General features: G+C 67.0%; 23 protein-coding genes, 1 pseudogene and 1 riboswitch. Of the genes and pseudogenes, 23 read left to right on the forward strand and 1 reads right to left on the reverse strand.

Annotated features, from left to right (window positions below; genetic code table 11):
* From A5732_RS01650 to A5732_RS01750, 21 genes and pseudogenes are all read left to right on the forward strand, one after another.
* A partial coding sequence (locus A5732_RS01650; protein ID WP_171974940.1) for a WXG100 family type VII secretion target occupies positions 1-186 on the forward strand: 186 nt, incomplete at its 5' end.
* Positions 187-291: 105 nt separating this feature from the next.
* Positions 292-1,194 (forward strand): ESX secretion-associated protein EspG, encoded by a 903-nt coding sequence (locus tag A5732_RS01655; RefSeq protein WP_076050565.1) that lies wholly within the window; start codon positions 292-294, stop codon positions 1,192-1,194.
* 270 nt (positions 1,195-1,464) lie between these two features.
* Positions 1,465-2,976, forward strand: coding sequence for a type VII secretion integral membrane protein EccD (gene eccD, locus A5732_RS01660; protein WP_076100252.1), 1,512 nt, complete (start codon positions 1,465-1,467; stop codon positions 2,974-2,976).
* Positions 2,954-4,810 (forward strand): S8 family serine peptidase, encoded by a 1,857-nt coding sequence (locus tag A5732_RS01665; RefSeq protein WP_076050567.1) that lies wholly within the window; start codon positions 2,954-2,956, stop codon positions 4,808-4,810. Before eccD ends, A5732_RS01665 begins: the two co-directional genes overlap by 23 nt.
* 16 nt (positions 4,811-4,826) lie before the next feature.
* Entirely contained in the window at positions 4,827-6,026 is a 1,200-nt protein-coding gene (eccE, locus tag A5732_RS01670) for a type VII secretion protein EccE (RefSeq protein ID WP_076050568.1), read from the forward strand.
* On the forward strand, positions 6,023-7,855 hold the full coding sequence (eccA5, locus tag A5732_RS01675; protein ID WP_076100254.1) for a type VII secretion system ESX-5 AAA family ATPase EccA5: 1,833 nt from the start codon (positions 6,023-6,025) through the stop codon (positions 7,853-7,855). The genes eccE and eccA5 overlap by 4 nt, the downstream gene beginning before the upstream one ends.
* A gap of 125 nt (positions 7,856-7,980) precedes the next feature.
* Positions 7,981-8,156, forward strand: a riboswitch (M-box (ykoK) riboswitch).
* A gap of 279 nt (positions 8,157-8,435) precedes the next feature.
* On the forward strand, positions 8,436-8,735 hold the full coding sequence (locus A5732_RS01680; protein WP_076100256.1) for a PE family protein: 300 nt from the start codon (positions 8,436-8,438) through the stop codon (positions 8,733-8,735).
* A gap of 17 nt (positions 8,736-8,752) precedes the next feature.
* Positions 8,753-9,940 carry a PPE family protein gene (locus A5732_RS01685; RefSeq protein WP_076100258.1) on the forward strand — a complete coding sequence of 396 codons (1,188 nt, stop codon included), beginning with the start codon at positions 8,753-8,755 and terminating at the stop codon, positions 9,938-9,940.
* A gap of 19 nt (positions 9,941-9,959) precedes the next feature.
* The gene (locus A5732_RS01690; protein ID WP_076100260.1) at positions 9,960-11,165 is read left to right on the forward strand and encodes a PPE family protein; all 1,206 of its coding nucleotides are present in this window, start codon (positions 9,960-9,962) and stop codon (positions 11,163-11,165) included.
* Between the two features lie 18 nt (positions 11,166-11,183).
* Positions 11,184-11,519, forward strand: a complete 336-nt coding sequence (locus tag A5732_RS01695) for a DUF732 domain-containing protein (RefSeq protein WP_076050573.1) — start codon at positions 11,184-11,186, stop codon at positions 11,517-11,519.
* A gap of 325 nt (positions 11,520-11,844) precedes the next feature.
* Positions 11,845-11,958, forward strand: a pseudogene (locus tag A5732_RS01700) (type VII secretion protein EsxI); the annotation flags it as partial.
* Positions 11,959-12,639: 681 nt separating this feature from the next.
* Positions 12,640-13,905, forward strand: a complete 1,266-nt coding sequence (locus tag A5732_RS01705; RefSeq protein WP_076050574.1) for a PPE family protein — start codon at positions 12,640-12,642, stop codon at positions 13,903-13,905.
* 68 nt (positions 13,906-13,973) lie between these two features.
* Positions 13,974-15,377, forward strand: coding sequence for a PPE family protein (locus tag A5732_RS01710; RefSeq protein ID WP_076100262.1), 1,404 nt, complete (start codon positions 13,974-13,976; stop codon positions 15,375-15,377).
* Between the two features lie 53 nt (positions 15,378-15,430).
* On the forward strand, positions 15,431-15,754 hold the full coding sequence (locus A5732_RS01715; RefSeq protein ID WP_064953774.1) for a DUF732 domain-containing protein: 324 nt from the start codon (positions 15,431-15,433) through the stop codon (positions 15,752-15,754).
* 121 nt (positions 15,755-15,875) lie between these two features.
* Positions 15,876-16,202, forward strand: coding sequence for a DUF732 domain-containing protein (locus A5732_RS01720; RefSeq protein WP_076050576.1), 327 nt, complete (start codon positions 15,876-15,878; stop codon positions 16,200-16,202).
* A gap of 410 nt (positions 16,203-16,612) precedes the next feature.
* Positions 16,613-17,857 carry a PPE family protein gene (locus tag A5732_RS01725; RefSeq protein ID WP_075233757.1) on the forward strand — a complete coding sequence of 415 codons (1,245 nt, stop codon included), beginning with the start codon at positions 16,613-16,615 and terminating at the stop codon, positions 17,855-17,857.
* Between the two features lie 87 nt (positions 17,858-17,944).
* Positions 17,945-19,348 carry a PPE family protein gene (locus A5732_RS01730; protein WP_076100264.1) on the forward strand — a complete coding sequence of 468 codons (1,404 nt, stop codon included), beginning with the start codon at positions 17,945-17,947 and terminating at the stop codon, positions 19,346-19,348.
* Positions 19,345-19,662, forward strand: coding sequence for a DUF732 domain-containing protein (locus tag A5732_RS01735; protein WP_076100266.1), 318 nt, complete (start codon positions 19,345-19,347; stop codon positions 19,660-19,662). The genes A5732_RS01730 and A5732_RS01735 overlap by 4 nt, the downstream gene beginning before the upstream one ends.
* A 137-nt stretch (positions 19,663-19,799) precedes the next feature.
* The gene (locus tag A5732_RS01740) at positions 19,800-20,516 is read left to right on the forward strand and encodes an MgtC/SapB family protein (RefSeq protein WP_064953293.1); all 717 of its coding nucleotides are present in this window, start codon (positions 19,800-19,802) and stop codon (positions 20,514-20,516) included.
* Positions 20,517-20,558: 42 nt separating this feature from the next.
* Complete coding sequence (locus A5732_RS01745; RefSeq protein WP_076050579.1) at positions 20,559-21,503, forward strand: sterol desaturase family protein; 945 nt, start codon at positions 20,559-20,561, stop codon at positions 21,501-21,503.
* A 95-nt stretch (positions 21,504-21,598) separates the two neighbouring features.
* Complete coding sequence (locus A5732_RS01750; protein ID WP_076050580.1) at positions 21,599-22,279, forward strand: Rv1815 family serine proteinase; 681 nt, start codon at positions 21,599-21,601, stop codon at positions 22,277-22,279.
* Positions 22,280-22,286: 7 nt separating this feature from the next.
* Here the strand turns inward: A5732_RS01750 and A5732_RS01755 are convergent, their stop codons facing one another.
* Entirely contained in the window at positions 22,287-22,733 is a 447-nt protein-coding gene (locus tag A5732_RS01755; protein WP_064953290.1) for a nitroreductase family deazaflavin-dependent oxidoreductase, read from the reverse strand.
* Between the two features lie 122 nt (positions 22,734-22,855).
* Between A5732_RS01755 and A5732_RS01760 the strand changes: the two genes are divergently transcribed.
* Positions 22,856-23,539, forward strand: a complete 684-nt coding sequence (locus A5732_RS01760; protein WP_216351559.1) for a TetR/AcrR family transcriptional regulator — start codon at positions 22,856-22,858, stop codon at positions 23,537-23,539.
* A gap of 135 nt (positions 23,540-23,674) precedes the next feature.
* On the forward strand, positions 23,675-24,175 hold the full coding sequence (locus A5732_RS01765; protein ID WP_076100270.1) for a VOC family protein: 501 nt from the start codon (positions 23,675-23,677) through the stop codon (positions 24,173-24,175).
* The last annotated feature ends 25 nt before the right edge of the window (positions 24,176-24,200 follow it).

The following is a 24,200-nucleotide window of genomic DNA, read 5'->3' on the forward strand; positions in this document are numbered from 1 at the left end:
GATGTGCTTGCTGCCGGCGACTTCTGGGGCGGTGCGGGTTCGGTGGCATGCCAGGAGTTCATCACCCAGTTGGGTCGCAACTTCCAGGTCATCTACGAGCAGGCCAACTCCCACGGACAGAAGGTCCAGTCCGCGGGCAGCAACATGGCCAGCACCGACAGCGCAGTTGGGTCCTCCTGGGCCTAACCCGCAACTTCAGGCGCGGCAGCACACCACCCGTCGGTGTGCTGCCGCGTCCTGCGGTTACCGTGCAGTTTGGCTTGAGGTAACTAGGGACCAAGTGGGGATTTGATGGACCAACAGAGCACCCGCACCGACATCACTGTCAACGTCGACGGCTTCTGGATGCTCCAGGCGTTGCTGGACATCCGGCACGTCGCGCCGGAGCTGCGCTGTCGGCCATATGTGTCTACCGACTCGAACGACTGGCTCAACGAGCATCCCGGAATGGCGGTGATGCGCGAGCAGGGCATCGTCGAGAACGACCAGGTGAACGAGCATGTGGCCGCGCGGATGAAAGTGCTCGCCGCGCCCGACCTCGAAGTTGTCGCCCTGTTGTCCCGAGGCAAGCTGGCCTACGGCGTCCTCGATGACGAAAACCAGCCCCCGGGCTCACGCGACATCCCCGACAACGAGTTTCGGGTGGTCCTGGCGCGGCGCGGCCAGCACTGGGTGTCGGCGGTCCGGGTTGGCGGCGAGATCACCGTCGACGACGTCGCCGTCGCGGACAGCGCCTCGATCGCTTCCCTGGTGATCGACGCGTTGGAGTCCATCCACCACGCCGAGCCCGCGGCGATCAACGCCGTCAACGTGCCGCTGGAGGAGATGCTGGAAGCGACGAAGTCCTGGCAGGAGTCGGGCTTCAACGTGTTCTCCGGGGGAGACCTGCGACGGATGGGAATCAGCGCCGCGACGGTGGCCGCGCTGGGTCAGGCGCTGTCCGACCCGGCCGCCGAGGTCGCGGTATACGCCCGCCAGTACCAGGACGACGCCAAGGGTCCGAGTGCGTCGGTGCTGTCACTCAAAGACGGCTCCGGCGGCCGCATCGCGCTCTACCAGCAGGCCCGCACCGCGGGTTCGGGGGAGGCGTGGCTGGCTATCTGTCCGGCCACCCCGCAGCTCGTACAGGTGGGCGTCAAAACGGTGCTGGACACGCTTCCCTATGGCGAGTGGAAAACGCACAGCCGGGTCTGACATTCGCGCGAAACGCAGAGTTCACCAATGTCTTTGCACTCAACATGCGCTTGAGCTGCGAACACGGCATACTTCTCTCAAGACATCAGCAAATCTCAAACCGGTGTCAACGACAACTCTTAATCGCAAGGCGAGGCAGATGGAATTCCAATTAGTCGGAATGCACTTCGCGGGGGGCCGCAGCAACTCGGCGAGTACACCGGCGCACGCCCGCGCGCGACTGGCGGCACGGGCTTTCAACACCTTCATCACGATAGGGAGTACAGGGCGATGACTGCGGTAGTTGAAGTACCACAGCCTGACGTAGAGGGAATCTCACAGCCTCAGGCAGTCGTCGTCGGCGTGATGGCCGGCGCGGGTGTCCAGATCGGCGTCCTGCTGGACGCCAACGCCCCCGTCTCGGTGATGACCGACCCGTTGCTGAAGGTGGTCAACAGCAGGCTGCGCGAGCTCGGTGAGACTCCGCTGGAGGCCTCGGGCCGGGGCCGCTGGGCGCTGTGCCTGGTGGACGGCTCGCCGCTGCGGGCCACCCAATCGTTGAGCGAGCAGGACGTCTACGACGGCGACCGGTTGTGGATCCGGTTCATCCCGGACACCGAGCATCGCTCACAGGTCATCGAGCACATCTCCACCGCTGTCGCGGCGGACCTCAGCAAGCGCTTCGCCGCCATCGACCCCGTCATCGCGGTGCAGGTCGGTGCGTCGATGGTGGCCATCGGCGTGACGACCGCGGCCGGCCTGCTCGGCTGGTGGCGGTGGCACCACAACTCGTGGCTTCCGACCGTGTACGCAGGCGTGATCGGCGCCGTGGCGCTGGGCGTTTCGCTTCTGTTGTTGATGCGGGCCCACACAGAGCAGGAACGGCGCGTCGCCGACACCATGCTGTTGAGCAGCCTCGCGCCGTTGGCGATCTCGGCGGCGTCGGCGCCGCCCGGCGGCGTCGGATCTCCGCACGCGGTGCTGGGATTCGGGGTCCTCACCATCGCGGCGATCCTCGCCCTCCGGTTCACCGGACGCCGACTGGCGATCTACACCGCGATCGTCACCGTCAGCCTGATCGCGTCGGTGGCCGCACTCGCGCGCATGGTCGCCATGACGAGCGCCGTCACGCTGTTCACCTGTGTCGTGCTGGTGTCCGTGATGATCTACCAGAGCGCGCCGGCGATCTCGCGGCGACTGGCCGGCATCCGTCTGCCCGTCTTCCCGTCGGCGACCAGCCGGTGGGTGTTCGAGGCCCGGCCCGACCTGCCCACCACGGTGGTGCGCTCCGACGGTGGCCCGCCGGTCCTGGAAGGGCCCGCCTCCGTCCGCGACGTGTTGACCCAGGCCGAGCGCGCCCGCTCCTTCCTGTCGGGTTTGCTGATCGGGCTCGGCGTGCTGATGATCGCCTCCCTCACCGCGCTGTCGGATCCGCACACCGGACAGCGCTGGCTGCCGCTCCTGCTGGCCGGCTTCAGCGCGGGATTCCTGATGCTGCGCGGCCGCTCCTACGTCGACCGCTGGCAGGCGATCACCCTGGCCGGGACGGCAGTGCTGATCGTCGGTGCGGTGGTGCTGCGCTACGCGCTGGTGCTGCAGTCGCCCCTCGCGGTCTCGATCAGCGCGGCGATCCTGGTTCTGCTGCCCGCGGCCGGGCTGACATCGGCAGCCGTCGTGCCGAACACCGTCTACAGCCCGCTATTCCGCAAATTCGTGGAATGGATTGAATACCTCTGCCTGATGCCAATTTTCCCGCTGGCATTGTGGTTGATGAATGTCTATGCAGCAATCCGCTATCGCTAACGGCAAGGTGTGGCGTGGTCGCGCGTCCGCCGCGACCATCGCCGCCACGCTCCTCGCGTCGGGCGCCTTAGCCGGCTTGCCGCCCGCGTACGCGATCTCGCCCCCGACGGTCGACGCCGGCGCGGTCCCGCCGGACGGTACGCCGGGACCGGGGGCCCCGATGAAGCAGAACTCGTACTGCACCGAGGTCGGTGTGCTGCCCGGGACGGATTTCCGGCTGCAGCCCAAGTACATGGACATGCTGAATCTGCAGGAGGCGTGGCAGTTCGGTCGGGGTGCCGGCGTGAAGGTGGCCGTCATCGACACCGGCGTGACGCCGCACCCCAGGTTTCCGCACCTGATTCCCGGCGGCGACTACATCATGTCCGGGGACGGCCTGTCCGACTGCGACGCGCACGGCACCATCGTGGCGTCGATGATCGGCGCGGCGTCGGCCAACGGCGCGGGCGTGCCGCCGGCGGCACCGCGCAAGCCGGTCACCATCCCCACCACCGAGCCACCGCCGAAAGCGCCACCGCCGCAGACGGTGACGCTGTCACCGCTGCCGCAGACCGTGACGATGGTTCCACCACCGCCGCAGTCTCAGGAACAGGCGCCGCCCCCGGGTCCCTTCGGCGCGCCACCGCCGCAACCGGCGGCTCCGCAGCCCGCGGGCCCGCCGCCGGGACCGTCGCAGGGTGGCCAAGGTCCCAATGGGCAAGCGCCGGCGTCCAGCCACGGCGGCGGCACCGTGACCATCCCCGGCTACGCCGGTGGCGGTCACGTGGCCAACGTCGACAACCTGCGCGGCCCGCGCCCGCTTGACCCGCCACCGCCACCACCACCGCCGCCCCCGCCGCCGAAGGCGGGCCCGGACGCGTTCAGCGGGGTGGCCCCGGATGTCGACATCATCGCGATCCGGCAGTCCAGCCAGGCCTTCGGCCTCAAGGACGCCTACACCGGTGACGAGGATCCGCAGACGTCGGCGAAGATCGACAACGTGCAGACGATGGCGCGGGCGATCGTGCACGCCGCCAACATGGGCGCTCAGGTCATCAACATCTCCGATGTGACGTGCATGAGCGCGCGCAACATCATCGACCAGCGTTCGCTCGGCGCGGCGGTGCGCTACGCGGCGGTCGACAAGAACGCCGTCATCGTGGCCGCCGCCGGCGACACCAGCAAGAAGGACTGCAAGCAGAACCCGCCCCATGATCCGTTGCAGCCCAACGATCCTCGCAACTGGAACGCGGTCACCACGGTCGTGACGCCGTCCTGGTTCAGCGACTACGTCCTGACGGTCGGCGCGGTCGACACCGAAGGCCGCCCGCTGAGCCAGGGCAACCAGGGCCAGGCGTCGACGAGCGTGGCCGGGCCGTGGGTCGGGATCGCCGCACCCGGAACCGACGTCATCGGACTGTCGCCGCGGGACGACGGCCTGATCAACGCGATCGACGGACCCGACAACACGCTGCTGGTTCCGTCCGGCACCAGCTTCTCGGCGGCGATCGTGTCCGGCGTTGCGGCACTCGTGCGGGCCAAGTTCCCGCAGCTATCGGCGTATCAGGTCATCAACCGGTTGACCCGGACCGCCCGCGCGCCGGCGCGCGGCGTGGACAACCAGGTCGGCCACGGCGTCGTCGACCCGGTGGCCGCACTGACCTGGGATGTACCCGACGGTCCGGTGAAACCGCCGCAGCAACTGTCGGCACCGCTGAACATTCCGAAACCCGCCCCGCCGCGCGATATGGTGCCAGTGTGGGTGGCCGCAGGCGGCTTGCTCGGGGCGCTGCTCATCGGCGGCGGAGTCTTCGGTACGGCGATGCTGATGAAGCGATCGCGGAAAGAGCAATAGGGGCGGAGCAGCTTTCATGAAGCGTCAGCGCAGGTTTGGGTTGTCCTTGTCGTGGCCGCGGCTGACCACCGTGTTCTTGGTCGACGTCGTGATCATGGTGGTGGCCAGCCACTGCCCCGAGTCCTGGCAGGGCACGTATCGCATCGCGTTCTGGGTGGGTGTCGCCCTGGCCTTGCTGGTGACGTTGCTGTCGCTGGTCACCTACCACGGCCTCACCGTCACGTCGGGGCTGGCCACGTGGCTGTGGGATTGGTCCGCCGACCCGGGCTCCGCGCTCGCCGCGGGCTGCACACCGGCCCTCGACTACCAGCGCAAGTACGGCCGCGACAAGGTCGGCGTGCGGCAGCACGACGGCCAACTGGTCACGGTGATCGCCATCAACGGGGGTGACGACGACTCGGCCTCGCGCCTTCGTCACCGGCACTCGGCGCCCACCCTGCTGGTATCGGCGGTCGCGTCGGGTCTGCGCCAGTTCGACGTCCACCTCGATCACGTCGACATCGTGTCGGTGAAGGTCCGCCGCGGCGGTAACGCCGCCGAGTTGTCCAAGCTGGACAAGTGGGGCCCCGAAGAGTGGGAGGTGGCCAACGACGAGCCCACCTCGTACATTCGCCGCACCTGGCTGGTGTTGCGGATGAACCCGCAGCGCAATGTCGCCGCCGTCGCGGCCCGCGATTCGCTGGCGTCGACCCTGGTGGCCGCCACCGAACGGCTCGCCCAGGATCTCGACGGGCTGACCTGTGCGGCCCGGCCGCTCACCGCGGAGGAGCTGGCCGAAGTCGACCGTGCGGTACTGGCCGATCTGGAACCGACCTGGAGCCGTCCCGGCTGGCGCCGCCTCAAGCACTTCAACGGGTTCGTCACCAGCCTGTGGTTGTCGCCGTCCGACATCACCACCGACAAGCTCGATGAGCTGTGGGACGACGAGACCGTCGCCACCGTGCTGACCATCCGGCTCACCTCGCGCGGCGGCCGCCCGCAGGTATCGGCCTGGGTGCGATACCACACCGAAAAGCGGTTGCGCAGAAACGTCTCGTCGGGTCTCAACCGTCTCACCGGACGCCAGCTGGCCGCGGTGCGAGCCAGCCTGCCCGCCCCGACGGCGCGCCCCCTGCTGGTCGTGCCGAGCCGTCCATTGCGCGCCGACGATGACGACCTCGCGCTATCCGTCGATCAGCGGCGAGGGAGCTCGGCGGGCGTACCTGTAGCGCAATGACGAGGCCGCAATCAACCGCTGAAGGTGCCCGTAACGCGATGGTTGCCGGCCTGCTGGCCTCGGGCGTCTCCGTCAATGGGCTGCAGCCCAGCCACAATCCCCAGGTTGCGTCGCAGATGTTCGGCACCGCCACCAACCTGGATCCGGGGATGTGCGACGCCTGGCTGGCGCGGATCCTGGCGGGGGAACAGAGCATCGATGTGCTGGCCGGTGCATGGTCGTCGATCCGGACCTTCGGTTGGGAGACCCGCCGCCTCGGGGTGACCGAGTTGCAGTTCCGGCCCGAGGTTTCCGACGGGTTGTTCCTGCGGCTGGCCGTCACCAGCGTGGAGACGTTGGCGTGTGCGTACGCCGCGGTCCTCGCCGAAGCGAAACGCTACGAGGAAGCCGCAAAACTGATCGACGGCGTCGAACCCCGTCAGCCGGTCGATGAGGAACTGGTCAGCTACGTGCGCGGCGTGCTGTACTTCCGCACGGCTCGGTGGCCGGATGTGCTGAATCAGTTCGCCGAGGGGAAGACCTGGCGGCAGCCCGAACTGAAGGCCGCCGGCGCGGCGATGGCCACCACGGCGCTGGCGTCGCTGGGTGTGTTCGAGGAGGCGTTGCGCCGGGGCCAGGAGGCCATCGAGGGCGACCGGGTGCCCGGCGCGGCCAACATCGCCCTGTACACCCAGGGCATGTGCTTGCGGCACCTGGGCCGCGAGGACGAGGCCGTCGAGCTGCTGCGCCGGGTGTACTCGCGGGACCCGAAGTTCACGCCGGCCCGCGAAGCGCTGGACAACCCGAACTTCCGCCTGGTCCTGACCGACCCGGAGACGATCGAGGCCCGGACCGACCCGTGGGATCCGGACAGCGCGCCGACCCGGGCCGAAACGGAGGCCGCCCGCCACGCCGAGGAGGCGGCGAAGTACCTGCAAGAAGGCGACGCCGAACTCAACGCCATGCTCGGCATGGAACGCGCCAAGCGCGAGATCAAGCTCATCAAGTCGACCACCAAGGTGAACCTGGCGCGCGCCAAGATGGGCCTACCCGTGCCGGTCACCTCGCGCCACACGTTGTTGCTCGGCCCGCCCGGGACCGGAAAGACCTCGGTGGCAAGAGCTTTCAGCAAGCAACTGTGCGGACTGACCGTGCTGCGCAAGCCCGTGGTGGTGGAAACCAGCCGCACCAAACTGCTGGGCCGCTACATGGCCGACGCGGAGAAGAACACCGAGGAGCTGCTGGAGGGCGCCCTGGGCGGCGCGGTCTTCTTCGATGAGATGCACACGCTGCACGAGAAGGGCTACCAGCAGGGCGACCCCTACGGCAACGCGATCATCAACACGTTGCTGCTGTACATGGAGAATCATCGCGACGAGCTGGTGGTCTTCGGCGCCGGCTACGCCAAGGCCATGGACAAGATGCTCGAGGTGAACCAGGGTCTGCGGCGGCGTTTTTCGACCGTCATCGAGTTCTTCAGCTACACCCCCGACGAGCTGGTGGCGCTGACCCGGTTGATGGGCCAGGAGAACGAAGACGTGATCACCGACGAATCGGCGCAGGCGCTGTTGCCGTCGTACACGAAGTTCTATCTCGACGAAAGTTATTCGGAGGACGGCGATCTCATCCGCGGCATCGATACGCTCGGCAACGCCGGTTTCGTGCGCAACGTGGTGGAGAAGGCCCGCGATCACCGCAGTTTCCGTCTGGACGACGAGGACCTGGATGCGGTGCTGTCCAGCGACGTGACCGAGTTCAGCGAGCGGCAACTGCTGCGTTTCAGGGAACTGACCCAGGAGGATCTCGCCGAGGGCCTCAGCGCGGCGGTCGCCGAGAAAAAGTCGGACTGACCCGCCGCGTGCACCCGGCACCGAGGCCCGCGCGGGTGCACTGACGGTGACGGCGGGGTGAACCGCTGGGAATGCGTTGTACGTCAGCTTGACTCAATGCAGGTCGAGTGCCACCATTGCCAATGCAAGCACCTCGCTAGGTGAGGCGTCTGCACGGACACAGGCCACTGACCTCGAACGTCGAAAGACGCCCAGGGTCAGGACAGCTCCTCCCGGATTAAGGGTTGAGCCCAAGTGGCTTCCGGCTTTGGTTGGCCGGATACGCCGTGTGGTGCCGAAGCTCTGACGAGAGGGGTGCCGCAACCGGCCTTTTCGCTGGTTGTTCCTCCCCATGTGCATTGTGTGGCACCCCCGCGTGCCCCGGCTTTGAGGAGGTGAGAGCGAATTAGTCCCGATGACAGTCCGTATGCCAGATCGTTGACCATTTCGCGTCGATCCGACCTCGGCATCGTATTTTCCTGAATTGGCTTGTATTTAGTCAATTTTCGTAGCACGCGCGCTCGCTGACGTGTGGCGTAGGCGCGCGCCCGCGGCCGGCCAGAACCCCTGGCATGCCGACTTCTTCGTGGGGAGATTTGTGATGAACTTTGTTACCGCACAGCCGGAATCGCTGGCCCTTGCCGCCGGCCAGCTGCAATTGATCGGTTCGGCCCTGACCGGCCAAAACTCGGCCACCGCCGCCCCGATGACGGGAGTGGTGCCCGCCGCCGCCGACGAGGTGTCGCTGCTGACCGCTGCGCAGTTCGCGCGGCACGCTCAGACATTTCAGGCGCTCAGCGCCCAAGCCGCGGCGATACACGAAAAGTTCGTGACCACCTTGCAGACCAGCGCCGGATCGTATGCGGCGACCGAGGCGGCCAACGCCGTTGCGGCCCGCTGAGCCCCAAAGGGGGGACCGTGTTGGACTTTGCGGCGCTGCCGCCGGAAATCAACTCGACCAGAATGTATTCCGGACCGGGATCGGGGCCGATGTTGGCCGCTGCTGCCGCCTGGAACACGATGGCCGCTGAATTGCGTTCCGCGGCAGCCTCTTACGGCTCAGTTGTCACTGAGCTCAGCAGTGAAGGCTGGCTGGGTCCGTCGTCGATGTCGATGTTGGCCGCGGCCGCACCCTATCTGGCCTGGCTGGACGGCACCGCCACCCAGGCCGAGGAGGTCGGCGGTCAGGCCTTCGCCGCCGCGACCGCTTACGAGTCGGCGTTTGCGATGACGGTGCCCCCGGCGGTCGTCGCGGCCAATCGCGCTCAGCTGGCGATGCTGGTGGCGACCAACGTGTTTGGCCAGAACACGCCCGCGATCGCGGCCACCGAGGCGCAGTATGCCGAAATGTGGGCTCAGGACGCGGGCGCGATGAACGGGTATGCCACTGCATCGAGTGCGGCGGCACAATTTACGCCGTTGGCCACGCCGCAGTCGAACACCAACCCCGACGGTGTGGCCGGCCAAACCAACGTGGTGGCTCAGGTGGCTCAAACGCCGGCCGGTGCCGTGCAGTCGAACCTGTCGTCGGCAGCAAGCGTTTCCACCTCCTCGTCCCCAGGGTCGGTGTCGTCGTATCTGGCGGGCCTGCTGAGCGGCTCGGACAATTCGGCCTTCGGAACCTTCACGAATGGCAACTTCTTCAGTACTGCGGTGGTGAACGGTGCTCTTGCCGGTGGCCCCTTCAACCCGCAATTCATCATCGCATCGCTCCAGAACGTCCTGGCAGCGCAGCACGCCACGACGCTGGCGGGTCTAGGAGACTTCGCCGCCGACGCCGAAGGCGCCGCCACTGCCGACCTGGCATCGAACACGGTAGGGTCAGCCGGCCTCGGCGGCGCCTCTGCGGGGGTAGGCAACGCGCATCTGGTGGGGTCGATGTCGGTGCCGCAAAGCTGGGCGTCCGCGGCCAACATCACCCCCGGTCAAACGGCCGTGCAGGCCACCGGCGTCACCGGTCTCACCGACACGGCGGCAGCCCCAGCGGCAGGCGGACCAGGAGGCGTTGCGGGGCCGATGGGCGGCACCGGCAGGCGACTACGCCGCGCCATCCCCAAATACGGCTTCCGACCCGTCGTCATGCCACATCCGCCGGCTGCCGGCTAAGAACTCTGGAGAAGATGTCATGACCCTTTATGCGGGATTGCCGCCGGAAATCAACTCGGCCAGAATGTATTCCGGCCCAGGCTCGGAATCTATGCTGGCCGCCGCGGCCGCGTGGAACGCCATTTCTACTGAAATGCGGTCCGCCGCAACCAGTTACGAATCGGTGATCGCAGCGCTTACCAGCGAAGGCTGGTTCGGACCGTCCTCGACGAAAATGTCGGCCGCGGTCGCACCTTTCGTCGAGTGGCTCAGCGCCACCGCTGCGCAGGCCGAGCAGGCCGGCGCACAAGCCAACGCGGCCGCCGCCGCCTACGAGGCCGCGTTTGCCGCAACCGTGCCCCCGGCCGTGGTCGCGGCCAATCGCACCCAGCTGACGAACCTGGTGGCGAGCAACCTTTTCGGCCAGAACACCGGATTGATTGCGGCCAACGAGGTCCAATACGGCGAGATGTGGGCGCAAGACGCCGCCGCGATGACCAGCTACAGCACCGCCTCGCGCGCGGCAACCGCAATGACGCCGTTCCAACAACCGCAATCCGACACCACCAGCGGCGGGACGGTCCAACAAGCCGCAGTCGTCAACGCCGCCTCGAGCAGCTCGAGCACCTCCTCGGGACAGAGTCTGCTGGAGTGGCTTGGCCTCGCGCCCAATACGAATACCTCCACCACCGGGCTTGCCGGGTTGATGAACTTCCTGGATGGGAGCAACGGGTCATTGCTGGGGAGCTTCCTCAACAACGCCTCGGTCGCCAACTTCTCCAACGCCTTTACCACCAGCGGGCTGCTGAACCCGACGTCGTTCATCGATGCGGCGGTCAACATGAACTCCATCGCCTCCTTGAACGCCGTCGACTCAAGCACGTCGGGACTGGGAGTTCTGGCCGCCGGACTTGGGGGTACCGCGAACCTGTCGTCGGTGACCGCGCCCGGCGCGGCAGCGGTGGCCGGTGTAGGGCAGGCGAGCCTGGTTGGGGCCCTGTCGGTTCCGCCGGCCTGGGGTGCAACCGGAGCGGCGATCACGCCACTCGCGGCGACGACTCAGGTCGGCCTGGGGGCGTACCACGGCTTCGGCGCCGCCACCCCGATGGTGATGGAAGAGGCTGGGGCAGTGGGCATGCCGGGTGTGCCCCTGGCGGGCATCCCCGGTGGGCACGAGGACGAGTTCTCCGAGCCGATGTACGGGTTCCGCCCCCGCATCATGGGTCGCCCGCCGGCCGCCGGCTAGGGACAGTGAGGTCGCGACATGAGGTTCCTACCGTTTCTGGCTTCCGCCGTTGCCTTAGCCGGCATGGCAGTACCGGCGCACGCCGACTCCGATGACGACGCGTTCCTCGCCGCCCTCAACAAGGCTGGTATCACCTATCAGAATCCCGACCGCGCCATAAAAGCGGGCCAAAAGGTGTGCGACTTGGCCAAGGCGGGCACCCATGAGCTCGACATCATCAGGGATGTCCACGAGCTCAACCCGGCATTCACCACCGCAAAAGCCGCCCTGTTCGTCCAGGCCGCCGCCAGCGTTTATTGCCCCGACCGTCTATCCACCGGCGATGGCGGAACAAGCCCGCAGAGCAGTAGCTAACGGCCATATCGGCGGCGAGACAACCGAGTCCGTACGGCGTGTCCACCCGTGGCCTAGCCCCCGACATGCGCCCCAACCTCTTCACAGGACGCGCTCGGCTCTTGTGAGAAGCCGGCGGCGTGGTTGGTCGACCCCTTCCTATCCACACGCATCCACGAATTCGGGCAATTCGGCAACGTCTCAGACCCCGTTATCGGCGTGGAGAGCGGACCCGGAAAGCGGCGTTGATCAGCAGAAATGGCCTTCCAGGAAACTGCCAGTAGCTAATCAGTGCCAGAGCAGAGTGTGCGCGTCTACTCGTATGAGGGAACCTGAGGAGAACGGTGTGACGATCAATTACCAGTTTGGTGATGTAGACGCCCGCGGTGCGCTGATCCGCGCTCGGGCCGCGCCCTCGGAGGCTGCACTTGAGGCCGTCGTTCGTGATGTGCCGGCTGCTGCTCTACGAGCGGGCCCACTCCTGCGGACACGACGTTCAGTTACATTCCGCAGCTGTGCCGAAATGCATCTAGTGAACTCGCAGGCGACGGCGTTACCAAGACCTGGATGTAATTCCGACGAACCGCAAAATATACGACTTAGTAATTAACTCAATCCGATATAGGGGGTTGCCAAAATTCGTAACCGAACCCAACGGCGGTAGCTGCTGAGCTAGTTTATAAAGTCGGCAACGGTGCCGATTTTAGTATTAGCATCCAACGAATTAACCAATCCACGGATTAATTGTGTTGATCCGTTGGTCAATGCTGCTCACATGCCGCTTGTGACGTGATTTGCACCACTAATTCAGCGGTTGCTATGTATTGTTCTCACACAGCTCAAGACGTTACGAAGATGTTTGTTTAACAAACGTTTACCTGACGGGAACGTCCGACGAAATAAGTGATCGGCAGCATCGTCAGTGCAAAGGCAGCGTGGCTTGACTAGTGGTTCGCACGCCATTTCGGCGCCGATTCAGAGCTAGGAGCAGGATGGTTTTGTTGTCTGCATCACATGGAATCTGTACATGTGTTCTATAACAGTCTCGGTGAATTCCCTGCGAGTTTCGACCACATTGTCGATACCCGGGTCGCGGGGCGGTGCGTGCGATAGCCGCCAGGTGAGGGACCGGAGGTTTTAGATGTTGGATTTCGGAGCTTATCCGCCGGAATACAACTCGGGGCGGATGTATGTCGGAGCGGGGTCGGGGCCGCTGCTGGCCGCGGCGGCGGCGTGGGACGAATTGGCCGCGGAGCTGCAAAGCACAGGGACGTCGTACAGCTCGACGATCGAAACTCTTGCCACGGGTCCGTGGACGGGTCCCTCGTCCATCGCGATGGCGGCCGCGGCAGCACCGTACGTGGCGTGGATCCACGCCACCGGCGCGCAAGCCGAGCAGGCTGGCGCCCAGGCCAAACTCGCCGCCGGCGCCTACGAGGCCGCGTTCGCGGCGACGGTTCCGCCGCCGGTGATCGCCGCCAACCGCTCGTTGCTCGCCACCCTGGTCGCCACCAACATCCTCGGCCAGAACACCCCGGCGATCGCCGCCACCGAGGCCCACTACATGGAGATGTGGGCGCAGGATGCCGCCGCCATGTACGCATACACGGCGGCGTCGGCCAGCGCCTCTCAGCTGCCCCCGTTCGCCGAGCCACCCCAGACCACCAACGACTCAGCCGGTCCGACGCAGGCCGCCGCGGTTGCCCAGAGCGCCGGGCAGTCCAGCGCGAACACCGTGAGCCACCTGTCCCAACTGAGCACCACGATGCAGCCGGCGGCACAGGCCGCGAGCAATGCCAGCACCACGACGACGGCGGCGTCCGGTTCGTCGCTCACCCTGCCGAGCGCGATAACCAACTGGAACGAGTTCTGGTCGGTCGCGACCGGGCCGTTCTCCCCGCAATCCTGGAGCTCCATCCCCGGTGGTCCGTTCCTGTCATTCGGCCAGGCCTACGCCTGGGGGCAGAACGGTCAGGGCGCGGCCGCGTATCTGGCGGGACCCAAAGCCATCTCGGGGGCGCTGGCGCCGCTGACCAGTGGCGCCAACGCCGTCCAGCCGATGCTCAGCTCCGCGGTCGGGGCGGGGCAGGCGTCGGGGTCCATGGGCAAAGCCGCTCTGGTGGGCGGCATGTCGGTGCCGCAGGGCTGGACGGAAGCCGCACCGGCGATCCGAACGCTCGCCCAGGGGCTGCCGGCCAACTTGGCGGCGGCGCCGGCCGCGATGGCCGGCGAGGAAGGCGTGTTCAACCAGATGGCCTTGTCCAGCCTGGCCGGTCGCGCCGTCGCCGCCGCCGCGACCCGGCCCGTAGGCGGCGCGGCCTCGGCGGCGTCCTCACTGGGCGGTGTCGCCGCCGAGGCGGACCCGGCCGCGGCCACCATCATCGTGATCCCGTGCATTGAGGAATGACAGCGATGACCAAACCGTTTGGCAGCCAAGCACTTTCCGCTAGAACACCCAGGTAAGGGGTACCAGAGATGTTTTACGGAGCCTTTCCGCCGGAGTTCAACTCGGGGCGGATGTACAGCGGCCCGGGTTCGGAATCATTCGTGGCCGCGGCGACGGCCTGGCAGAGCTTGGCCACCGAGCTGCAGTCCACGGCATCGTCGTATTCGTCGGTGCTCGCTAGCCTGACCGCCGGGCCCTGGGTGGGACCGTCGTCGGTCGCCATGGCGTCCGCAGCCGCCCCGTACGTGGCCTGGATGCAGCAAACCGCCGCCCAGGCCGCCCAAACCGCTACCCAGGCCACCGAAGCGGCCGCCGCTTACGAGACGGCGTTCGCCGCCCACGTGCCACCGGCGGTAATCGCGGAAAACCGCACCCTGCTAGCCCAACTGGTGGCGACGAACATCGTCGGGCAGAACACCGCGGCGATCGCCGCGAATGAGGCACAGTACAGCGAGTTTTGGGCTCAGGACGCCAGCGCGATGGACACCTACTTCGCCTCGTCGGCCACCGCGTCCAACAAGCTGACTCAGTTCAGCCCGGCGCCCAAGACCACCAATGAGGCTGCGGCGCCGATGCAAGCCGCCGCGGTGAGTTCGGCAGCCAGCACGCCGGCCGCCAATGTGGCGAACACCGCGGCGAGCGCGGCCACGACCACCCTGCCCTACAGCGGATTGTTCTCGGGCCCGGCGAACCTCGCCTATCTGTACAACCAGTTCGTCACCAATCTATTGAACGGACTGCCGGGTGGGTCGAGCTTTTACACCGGCTTATACAACGCGGTGAAGGTGCCGCTGGGGCTGACCACGCAGTTCAACGACATCGGATTGCTGATCAACTTCCCGTTGTCGCAGTGGCTCAAGTTCGCCCCACCCGTCGGTTATGGGGCGCTGCCGAAAGACGCGCTGGGCGCCGGCCTGGGGGCGCTGGGTTTCGGTCGCGGCACCTTGTACAGCTCGATCAGCCCGATCGCCGGCATGGGCAATGCGGGCACCCTGGTCGGAAAGCTGTCGATCCCGCCGAGCTGGGCGACGTCCACCCCGGCCATCAGGACCGTCGCCGCCGCGCTGTCGGGCGCCGGAACCGAGGCCGTGCCCGCGGCCGCGCTGGGCCAGGGGAGTCTGTTCAATTCGATGGGGCTGGCCGGGATGCTGGGTAGCGCTGCGGGCGCCGGCGGGCCCACCGTGGTGCGGGCGGGCGTACGCAACCGGATGACCCCGATCAAGGACCTCAAAGACAAGCAATCGCCGGAACAGCTGAAACGCCTTGTCGCACAGATCTCGGAGAAGCCCGAAACCGTGCAGCACCACAACGTCGATCAGGAGAACCTCGACGCGCTCCTCGAACAGCTGGCCAAGAAGCCGGGCATCCACGCGGTGCACTTGAAGAAGGGCGACAAGTCGAAAGTCATACCCGCCGATGCCCAGTTGGGCTGACGGCCAAGGTAACTGGCGCGACATCAATCGGAACCACCGACAGGGAGGCAGAGATGAAGACACTACTGGCACTGCTTGGCGCGTCGGCGATGATCGGCCTTGCCGCACCGGCGTACGCCGATCCTCCGCCTGTGCCGGACGGTGACGACGGCGGCTTCGTCGCCGCCCTGCAGCAAGCCGGGTTCAGCTTCAACAGCCCGGGCTCGGCCGTCGCCGCCGGCAGGGCGGTGTGTTCCTGCCTGAACAACGGCGAGTCGGGCCTGGAGGTGCTGCACGACGTGAAAATCCGCAACCCAGGGATGGACATGGAGATGGCCTCGAACTTCGCCATGCTTTCCGCGAAGTACTACTGCCCCCAGCAGCTCTCCAAGGCGTGAGCCGCGGCGGGCGGGTGGTGATCGCTCGGGCCGCCGATCTCGAATGCTCTGCCGCTCAATGGATCTGCGGAACACCGCCCGCCGCTGCGGACATCGCCGCGACATGGGACAATCACGGGTCATGAGACTGCTGCCGGCGCTGAGCGTCGGCGTTGCGGCCGCGATCGGAATGGCCCCGCTCGCGCACGGCGACCCCGGGACACCCGGCGTCGACGAGGCCGGTTTCCTTGCCTCGCTGCGGAGCGCTGGAGTCAACTACTCGACTCCAGAGGGCGCGATCAAGTTCGCCAAGGCGGTCTGCGTGTCAATGGCAAACGGCGAGGTCGGTCCCCAAATGGTCGACGAGCTGAAGAGCGAAAATCCCGGCCTCACCAACGATCACGCGACGTCGTTCTTGGCGATCGCGGCGAAATACTATTGCCCGCAACAACTTAACGGGAAAAGATAGCCGCGAGGAGCGCGGGGATCGTGTGTTCTGGCCGGTTGCGCGTCACGCGCCGCCGATAACTGACTCGCCACCTGCGCGACGACTTCGACAAAGGGTTTGCAAACCACTTCATCGTCAAATGGTGCGGCCCCCGACAAACTTTCGCTTCTGGCGACCGCCGCTCGGCGCCATCACGCCTCCCTATGCCAAAACGTCTTGACCAGGGAGTTCGCCGTGGCACGGTGCGCCTATGCCGCCGTCGATGCCGTGCTGAGAACGACGGGACGCTGAGGCGCAGCCCCGTAAACACATGAAACATAGATATGTTCCACCTGCGGATCTCATGAATTCCATTTGAGCCGGAGCTTGTTTGCCGGCTGGTCGCGTATTCGCCCATACCCTGGCGTCAGAGCAGGACGGGAGGCCAAGGGGTGGACTTTGGGGCGCTGCCACCAGAGGTCAATTCGGGACGGATGTACGTGGGCGCCGGATCGGGGCCCTTGCTGGCCGCCGCGGCGGCATGGGACGCGCTGGGAGCCGAACTGCATTCCTATGCGGCGGCTTACAGTTCGACGATCTCGGGCATGACCTTCGGCTCGTGGTTAGGACCGGCAGCGATGTCGATGAGCGCCGCGGTCGCGCCGTACGTGGCGTGGGCGACCGCGTCCGCTGCACAGGCGGAGCAGGCGGCGATGCAGGCCAGATTCGCTGCCGCGGCCTACGAGACGGCGTTCGCGGCGACCGTGCCCCCGCCGATGATCGCCGCCAACCGCAGCCTGTTGATGACGCTGATCGCCACGAACATCCTTGGCCAGAACACCGCGGCCATCGCGGCGACCGAAGCAGAGTATGCCGAAATGTGGGCCCAGGATGCCGCCGCGATGTATGCCTACGCCGCCTCCTCGGCAGCGGCCACGCAGCTGGCGCCCTTCACCGAGCCGCCGCAGACCACCGATCCGTCCGGGGCGGCAAGGCAATCCGCAGCGGTGGCTCAAAGTGCCGCTTCGGACGTCGCTTCCGAGCTGCCGGCGCTGATCAACGTGCTGCCCACGATGCTGCAAGGCCTCGCGACGACCCCTTCGGCTGCGGCGGCGACGCCGGCGGCATCGATCATCGAAGCCATCTACCCCATCACCGCCGCGCTCAGGCCATTCTTCGCCGCCGTCACCGGCGCTTACAGCCCCATCGGGGCGATCATCCTGCCCGGCGGCTGGTGGCTGCTGTCCCTGCAGGCCCTGGGCCTGGCGCAGAATGCACCGGGCGTCGCCGAACTGCTCGGCGGCGGGAAAGCCATCGCGGGAGGGTTGTCGCCGCTGGCGCCGCTGCGAGGCGGCTACGTCTCCGCGGTGACACCGGAGATGGGAGGCGTGGCGGGGTCGATGGGCCGCGCGACCATGGTCGGATCGCTGTCCGTCCCGCAAGGCTGGGCCGCTGCCGCCCCCGTGATGAAGACGGTCGCCTCGGTACTGCCGGGCGCGAGTCTGGGGGCCCTGCCGGCGATTCCCGCGACGTCGCAAGCGGCCATGTTCGGCGAGATGGCGATGGCGAGTGTGGCCGGACGCGCCCTGGCGGGCGCCGGTGTGCGCACCGTCAGCAATGGCACTACCGGCATCGCCGCAACGGCGGCCGATGGCGTTGCCACCACCGCCACGATCATCGTGGTGCCGGCGGATTGAGCGGGCCTTCGACATGACAGCTCACACTGCACAGCCGCACACGTCGCCGATCCGCGCGATGTCCGCCGGGGCGGGGAGGGCGCGGCGATGAACTTCGCGCTCCTGCCACCCGAAATCACCTCTGGCCAGATGTACATGGGTCCGGGGGCGGGACCGATGTTGACGGCCGCCACCGCGTGGGACGCGTTGGCCGCCGAACTACAGTCCGCGGCGTCGTCCTACAGCTCCATAGTCGAGGGCCTGGCCAACGAGGCGTGGGCCGGGCCGTCGGCGGTAGCCATGGCCGCCGCGGCAGCACCCTACGTGGCATGGATGTCGACGACCTCGGCGCAGGCCAAGACCGCGGCCATCCAAGCCACCGCCGCCGCGGACGCCTATGAGAGCGCCTTCGCGGCGGTGGTGCCGCCGACCGAGATCGCGGCCAATCGCACGCGGCTGGCGATGCTGTTGGCCACCAACGTTTTCGGGCAGAACACCACCGCGATCGCCGCCACCGAGGCCGAATACGGCGAAATGTGGGCGCAGGACGCCTCCGCGATGTTCGGCTACGCCAGCGCGTCTGCCGCCGCCACGCGGCTGGCCCCGTTCGACGAGCCGCCCCAAACCACCAATGCGACGGGAATCGCCGCCCAGTCGGCCGCGGTGGGCCAGGCCGGCGCTCTGGCAAGCGGTACCGGTGCGGCCGCCGAGGCCGCGTCCCCACCGTCCGGCATCATCAGCCAGCTGCTCGAGGCGCTCGGCAACGCGTCCCGCGGTTACATGGAGTTCTGGGACCAGGTGCTCAACACGCTCACGGGTTCCCCGTTGGCCGGGGCGACCTGGCAGAACACTTTCGGGATCCTCGCCGACATCGGCCGGTTCAGCACGGTCGCCAACGACAGCATGAGCCCGATCAACCTGGCCATGACCGAGTTCAAGATGTTCTACAAGGTCCCAGTCGAGGGCCTGGAAATTCCGAAGTCCGCGCTGGGTGCCGGGCTCGGTTTGCGTTCGCCGGGGGCGGGCCTGACCGGCGCGGTATCGGCGGGCGTCGGCGAGGCGAACGTGGTGGGCAAATTGTCGGTGCCGCCGGCCTGGGCGTCGGCGACCCCGGCGATCAGGTTGGCCAGCAGCCTCCCAGCGACCGCCAGTCTGGCCGCGGTCCCCACGGCCGGGATCCCAGGAAGCCTGCTCGGTCACATGGCGCTGGGAAGCCTGACCGGAGGCGCGCTCGGCGCCGTCACACCGCAGGTGGTGAGCGGGAGGGGTGTCCGGGCCCGGGCCGGCGGTGCGACGAAGACCACCGAGCCGGTCAAACTCGACGACGTCATCGCGAAGCTGCAAAAGCAGCCGGACGCGGTGCAGCACTGGAACGTCGACAAGGCCGGACTCGACGCTCTGCTCGACCAATTGTCGAAAAAGCCCGGCATCCACGCGGTGCACGTGTCCAGCGCAGACAAGCCCACGGTGACCTTGCCCGACGCCCGGCTCGGAAAGGCGGGGACGGTGTGAGAGTCCTGCTTGCGCTGCTCGGCGCTGTCGCCGCGATCGGTTTCGCGGCGCTCGCGCACGCCGAGCCGGAGGGCGACGATGCGGCGTTCCTGGCCAATCTCAGCAATTCCGGCATCACCTACAGCAGCCCCGGTCAAGTCATCGCGTCCGCCAAAGCGGTGTGTGGGCTGATGGGCCGGGGCGAGACGGGTTTGCAGGTCGTCAGCGACATCAAGGAGCAAAATCCCGGGATGACGCTGGACGCTGCGGCCACATTCGCGGCCCTCGCATCGAGCGCCTACTGCCCCCACCACCTGACGCCCAAGGCCGGTTAGCCGCAGACCCGCCCGGCGCGGGGGATACTCCCTGATGTCAGCGATTCGGTCGGGCTCCACTCGCCGTTAACACTTGCCGTTAACCCGGATTTGGTTTAGTTCCCTTCGCCGTCTTGCAACCGGGAAGGAGTGAATCGTTGGAGACGCTGAGCGCTCTCGATTTCGTGCTCCGGCTGGGCGTCGGCGTGGGCTGCGGCGCCCTCATCGGCCTGGAACGGCAATGGCGGGCGCGGCGGGCCGGCCTACGCACCAACGCACTCGTGGCCGGCGGCGCGACGCTGTTCGTGCTCTACGCGGCGGCCACCTCCGACACCAGCGCCACCCGGGTCGCTTCCTATGTCGTGTCCGGGATCGGGTTCCTCGGTGGTGGCGTGATCCTGCGGGAGGGCGTCAACGTCCGGGGCCTCAACACCGCTGCCACCCTGTGGTGCTCGGCGGCGATCGGCGTGCTGGCCGCTTCCGGGCACCTGGTGTTCGCGCTGATCGGCACCGGCACCGTCATCGGCATCCACCTGTTGGGGCGCCCGCTGGGCCGGCTGATCGACCGTGACGACAGTGCCGAAGAAGACGAGAGCCTGGTGCCTTACCTCGTGCAGGTGGTCTGCCGTCCGAAGCACGAGAAGTACGCGCGGGCCCAGATCGTCCAGCACGCCGGCAGCAACGACATCACGCTTCGCGGGATCCATACCGGCAACCCGGACGGCGACGAGGTCACCCTGACCGCCCACCTCCTGATGAACGGCGACGCCCCGGCCCGGCTGGAGCGGCTGGTGGCCGAACTGTCGCTGCTGCCCGGCGTCCGCGCGGTGCAGTGGTATGCCGGAGACGAAGCGCAGTCCGACGATCGTCGCTGAGGGCGGGACGGACACCGCCGCGGTCGTCGTAGTCTTACCTGTGTGAGTGCCCTGTCAGGCTTCCTGTCGGCCCTGCCTCCGCAGATGCGGGATCCGGTGCTGGTCGCCATCCCGTTCTTCCTGCTGCTGTTGACCCTCGAATGGACTGCGGCCCGGAAGCTGGAACACCTCACAGCCGAGGCCGCCGACACGGCGCGGCCGGCATCGGGGGCGCACCTGACCCGCGATTCGGTGGCGAGCATCTCGATGGGACTGGTGTCGGTGGCCACCACGGCCGGTTGGAAGACCCTGGCTCTGCTCGGCTATGCCGCGATCTATGCCTACGTGGCGCCCTGGCACCTGTCGCCGACGCATTGGTACACCTGGGTCGTCGCGATTCTCGGGGTGGACCTGCTCTATTACGCCTATCACCGGGTCGCGCACCGGGTGCGATTGATCTGGGCGACCCATCAGGCCCATCACTCCAGCGAGTACTACAACTTCGCCACGGCGCTGCGCCAGAAGTGGAACAACAGCGGCGAGATTCTGATGTGGATCCCGTTGCCGCTGTTGGGAATTCCACCGTGGATGGTGTTCTTCAGCTTCTCGGTGAACCTGATCTACCAGTTCTGGATTCACACCGAGCGGATCGGCAAGCTGCCGCGGCCGTTCGAGTTCCTGTTCAACACGCCGTCGCATCACCGGGTGCACCACGGGATGGACCAGGTCTACCTCGACAAGAACTACGGCGGCATCTTCATCGTCTGGGACCGGCTCTTCGGGACCTTCCAGGCCGAGCTGTTCCGGCCGCATTACGGCCTCACGAAGCGCGTGGACACGTTCAACATCTGGACGTTGCAGACCCGCGAATACGTCGCGATCGCCCGCGACTGGCGATCGGCGACGCGCCTGCGCGATCGGTTGGGTTACGTGTTCGGCCCGCCCGGCTGGTTACCGCGAGCGGCCCGTCCCGCCGAGGCCGGCACCCCGGCCGTGACCTCCCTGTAACATTTGCGCAGGCCGGCGCGAAAAGCTGAGCGTGGAGGAATGGTTACGCCGTAACCTCGCCCTCCCGCCGGTATCGGCCCGATGGATCGGAGTTCATGGTGCATCGTCTGGCAACGCGCACGTTCGCCGCGTCGGTTACGGTCGTGGCCCTCACCTGGTTTGTGCCGGCCGCGCCGGCCAAAGCCGACGTCGTGGTGTATCCGGGCATGGAAATTCGCCAGGACAACCGGGTTTGCACGCTGGGATACGTCGATCCCGGCCTGAAAATCGCGTTCACCGCGGGGCACTGCCGGGGCGGGGGCAGCGGTGTGGTGACGGACCGGGGCGGCGCCGTCATCGGCCGGATGGCGGCGTTTCGGGACAACACCCCCAGCGGGACGACAGTGTCCACGAGCCAGGTGATCAACGACTACGAAGCGATCGTGCTGGACAACAGCGTCATGGCGAACAACATCCTGCCGGGCGGCCGGCCATTGGTCTCGGATCCCGGCCTGACGCTTGCGCCCGGGCAGCCGGTCTGCCATTTCGGCGTGATCACCGGGGAAACCTGCGGGACGGTGGAGAGCGTGAACAACGGTTGGTTCACCATGTCGCACGGCGTGCAGAGCCATAACGGCGATTCGGGCGGACCGGTGTATCTGGCGCCCAGTGGCGGCCCCGGACAGATCGTCGGGATCTTCAACAGCGTGTGGGGTGACTTCCCGGCCGCGGTGTCGTGGGGGGCTACGTCGGAGGAGGTCCGCGAGGACCTCGGAGTGCGCGACAACGCGCACTAGGGGGTCGTCAGCCCGCCGGGGTCAGCGCGAACACCGGAATCGAGGGCGCGGCGGCGCGGAACTGTTCGTCGGTGCTGTCCGGGGTCAGCCCGGCGACATAGCCCTTGACCTGCCAATACCACCTGGCCAGGTAGCGCCGCAGCAGCTCGGGCTTGGCCGCGTCGTCGACCTCGTCGGCCCGTAGGCGTCGCCGGTGCCAGCGGGGACCCACCTCGACGACGGACGCCGCCCGGACATTGCGTGCCCACTGGGTATTGCCGCGCGGCGAGACCAGGTAGTCCACGCCGTCGACGGTCAGCAGGTTGATCACCACCGCGCGTTGCTTCCCGGATTTGCGGCCGCGGACGTGCAGCGCCCGGGTCCCGGCGATGCTGATTCCCGCCTCGGCAAGCCAGCGGATGACCCCGTTGGCGGCGCGGGCGGCCCGATTCGGTTCTTCATAGCGGGTGGACATGGTGCGGCCTCTCAGCGAATCCTGGTCAAACTTTTGAGAGCGGTGCTCTCTGATTCGAACACGCTGCCACAACCCGTCACGGAAAGCAAGAGCAGTGTTCTCGGTTGTGTCAGACTGGCCGCGTGGGCAAACGCCAGGAATCGCGGGAGCAGATCGAGGCACGCATCATCGAACTCGGTCACCGCCAGCTGGCGGAGCGCGGCGCGGCCGGGCTGTCGGTGCGGGCGATCGCTCGCGACCTGGGCATGGTGTCCTCGGCGGTGTACCGCTACGTGTCCAGCCGCGACGAACTACTCACCCTGCTGCTGGTCGACGCCTATTCCGACCTGGCCGACGCCGTGGATCGCGCACGCGAGAAGGTCGGCGACGTGTGGAGCGACGACGTCGTCGCCATCGCGCGGGCGACCCGGGGCTGGGCCGTCGCACACCCGGCGTGCTGGGCCCTGCTGTACGGCAGTCCCGTGCCCGGATATCACGCGCCACCCGAACGCACGGTCGCAGTGGGGACCCGGGTGGTCGCGGCGTTGTTCGACGCGGTGGCGGCCGGAATCGCCACTGGCGATATTCGGCTGACGAATGATCTTGCCCCGCAACCGATGTCATCCGACTTCGAACGGATTCGTCACGAGTTCGGGTTCCCCGGCGATGACCAGGTGGTCGCCAAGTGCTTTTTGCTGTGGGCGGGAGTGTTGGGTGCGATCAGCCTCGAGGTGTTCGGGCAGTACGGCGCCGACACGCTGACCGACCCGGAAACCGTCTTCGAAGCCCAGCTGCGGCTGCTGGTGGACGTCCTGAGCCAGCACTGATGGCTCGCGGCGGCCGCGTGCACGACCCGAATTAGAACGTGTTCACCCGGCGATTCGCCTGCCGGGAGTGCTCGTCATGGCAAAGTTATTCGGGCCCTTTCTGGAGGCCACGGGACTGGACTATTGTGCGAGGCGATGACGCTTCCCGTTCAATCACCGACGCAGATCGCCTGGGTCACCGCCGACCTTGATGCCACCGAAACGGCCCTCACCGGCCTGTTAGGTGTGCGGAAGTGGGTGCGCATACCCGATGTGCACTTTGCTCCGGACGCGTGCAGCTACCATGGCCGATCCGCCGACTTCTTTGCCAGCATCTCGTTGAGCTACCTCGGCGACATGCAATTGGAACTGATCCAACCGGTCCGCGGCGAGAACATCTATAGTGACTTTTTGTCCGAATGCGGGCCGGGTTTGCACCACATCTGCATGGAGGTCGAAAGCCCCGAGCGACTGGATGCAGCGGTGACCGGGGCCGCCGAGCGGGGCGCCGCGGTCGTGCAGCGAGGCGTGATGCCCGGCGGCATTCAATTCGTCTACCTATCAGCGCCGCAGGCGGGCGTGCCGTATGTGGAGCTTGCGTACGTTTCGCCCGAAATGAGGGCGTTTTACGACTACATCAAACAGGAGCAGCGGTGAGCCGCGTCGGCGACGACACGGAACG

The sequence above is a fragment of the Mycobacterium colombiense genome (assembly GCF_001953985.1).
Classification (GTDB): Bacteria; Actinomycetota; Actinomycetes; order Mycobacteriales; family Mycobacteriaceae; genus Mycobacterium; species Mycobacterium colombiense_B.

What these genes read in the sequence shown, in the direction of transcription:
- A5732_RS01655 (WP_076050565.1), top strand. Translation starts at nt 292, where the DNA reads ATGGACCAACAGAGCACCCGCACCGACATCACTGTCAACGTCGACGGC.
- eccD (WP_076100252.1), top strand. Translation starts at nt 1,465, where the DNA reads ATGACTGCGGTAGTTGAAGTACCACAGCCTGACGTAGAGGGAATCTCA.
- A5732_RS01665 (WP_076050567.1), top strand. Translation starts at nt 2,954, where the DNA reads ATGCAGCAATCCGCTATCGCTAACGGCAAGGTGTGGCGTGGTCGCGCG.
- eccE (WP_076050568.1), top strand. Translation starts at nt 4,827, where the DNA reads ATGAAGCGTCAGCGCAGGTTTGGGTTGTCCTTGTCGTGGCCGCGGCTG.
- eccA5 (WP_076100254.1), top strand. Translation starts at nt 6,023, where the DNA reads ATGACGAGGCCGCAATCAACCGCTGAAGGTGCCCGTAACGCGATGGTT.
- A5732_RS01680 (WP_076100256.1), top strand. Translation starts at nt 8,436, where the DNA reads ATGAACTTTGTTACCGCACAGCCGGAATCGCTGGCCCTTGCCGCCGGC.
- A5732_RS01690 (WP_076100260.1), top strand. Translation starts at nt 9,960, where the DNA reads ATGACCCTTTATGCGGGATTGCCGCCGGAAATCAACTCGGCCAGAATG.
- A5732_RS01695 (WP_076050573.1), top strand. Translation starts at nt 11,184, where the DNA reads ATGAGGTTCCTACCGTTTCTGGCTTCCGCCGTTGCCTTAGCCGGCATG.
- A5732_RS01705 (WP_076050574.1), top strand. Translation starts at nt 12,640, where the DNA reads ATGTTGGATTTCGGAGCTTATCCGCCGGAATACAACTCGGGGCGGATG.
- A5732_RS01710 (WP_076100262.1), top strand. Translation starts at nt 13,974, where the DNA reads ATGTTTTACGGAGCCTTTCCGCCGGAGTTCAACTCGGGGCGGATGTAC.
- A5732_RS01715 (WP_064953774.1), top strand. Translation starts at nt 15,431, where the DNA reads ATGAAGACACTACTGGCACTGCTTGGCGCGTCGGCGATGATCGGCCTT.
- A5732_RS01720 (WP_076050576.1), top strand. Translation starts at nt 15,876, where the DNA reads ATGAGACTGCTGCCGGCGCTGAGCGTCGGCGTTGCGGCCGCGATCGGA.
- A5732_RS01730 (WP_076100264.1), top strand. Translation starts at nt 17,945, where the DNA reads ATGAACTTCGCGCTCCTGCCACCCGAAATCACCTCTGGCCAGATGTAC.
- A5732_RS01750 (WP_076050580.1), top strand. Translation starts at nt 21,599, where the DNA reads ATGGTGCATCGTCTGGCAACGCGCACGTTCGCCGCGTCGGTTACGGTC.
- A5732_RS01755 (WP_064953290.1), bottom strand. Translation starts at nt 22,733, where the DNA reads ATGTCCACCCGCTATGAAGAACCGAATCGGGCCGCCCGCGCCGCCAAC.
- A5732_RS01765 (WP_076100270.1), top strand. Translation starts at nt 23,675, where the DNA reads ATGACGCTTCCCGTTCAATCACCGACGCAGATCGCCTGGGTCACCGCC.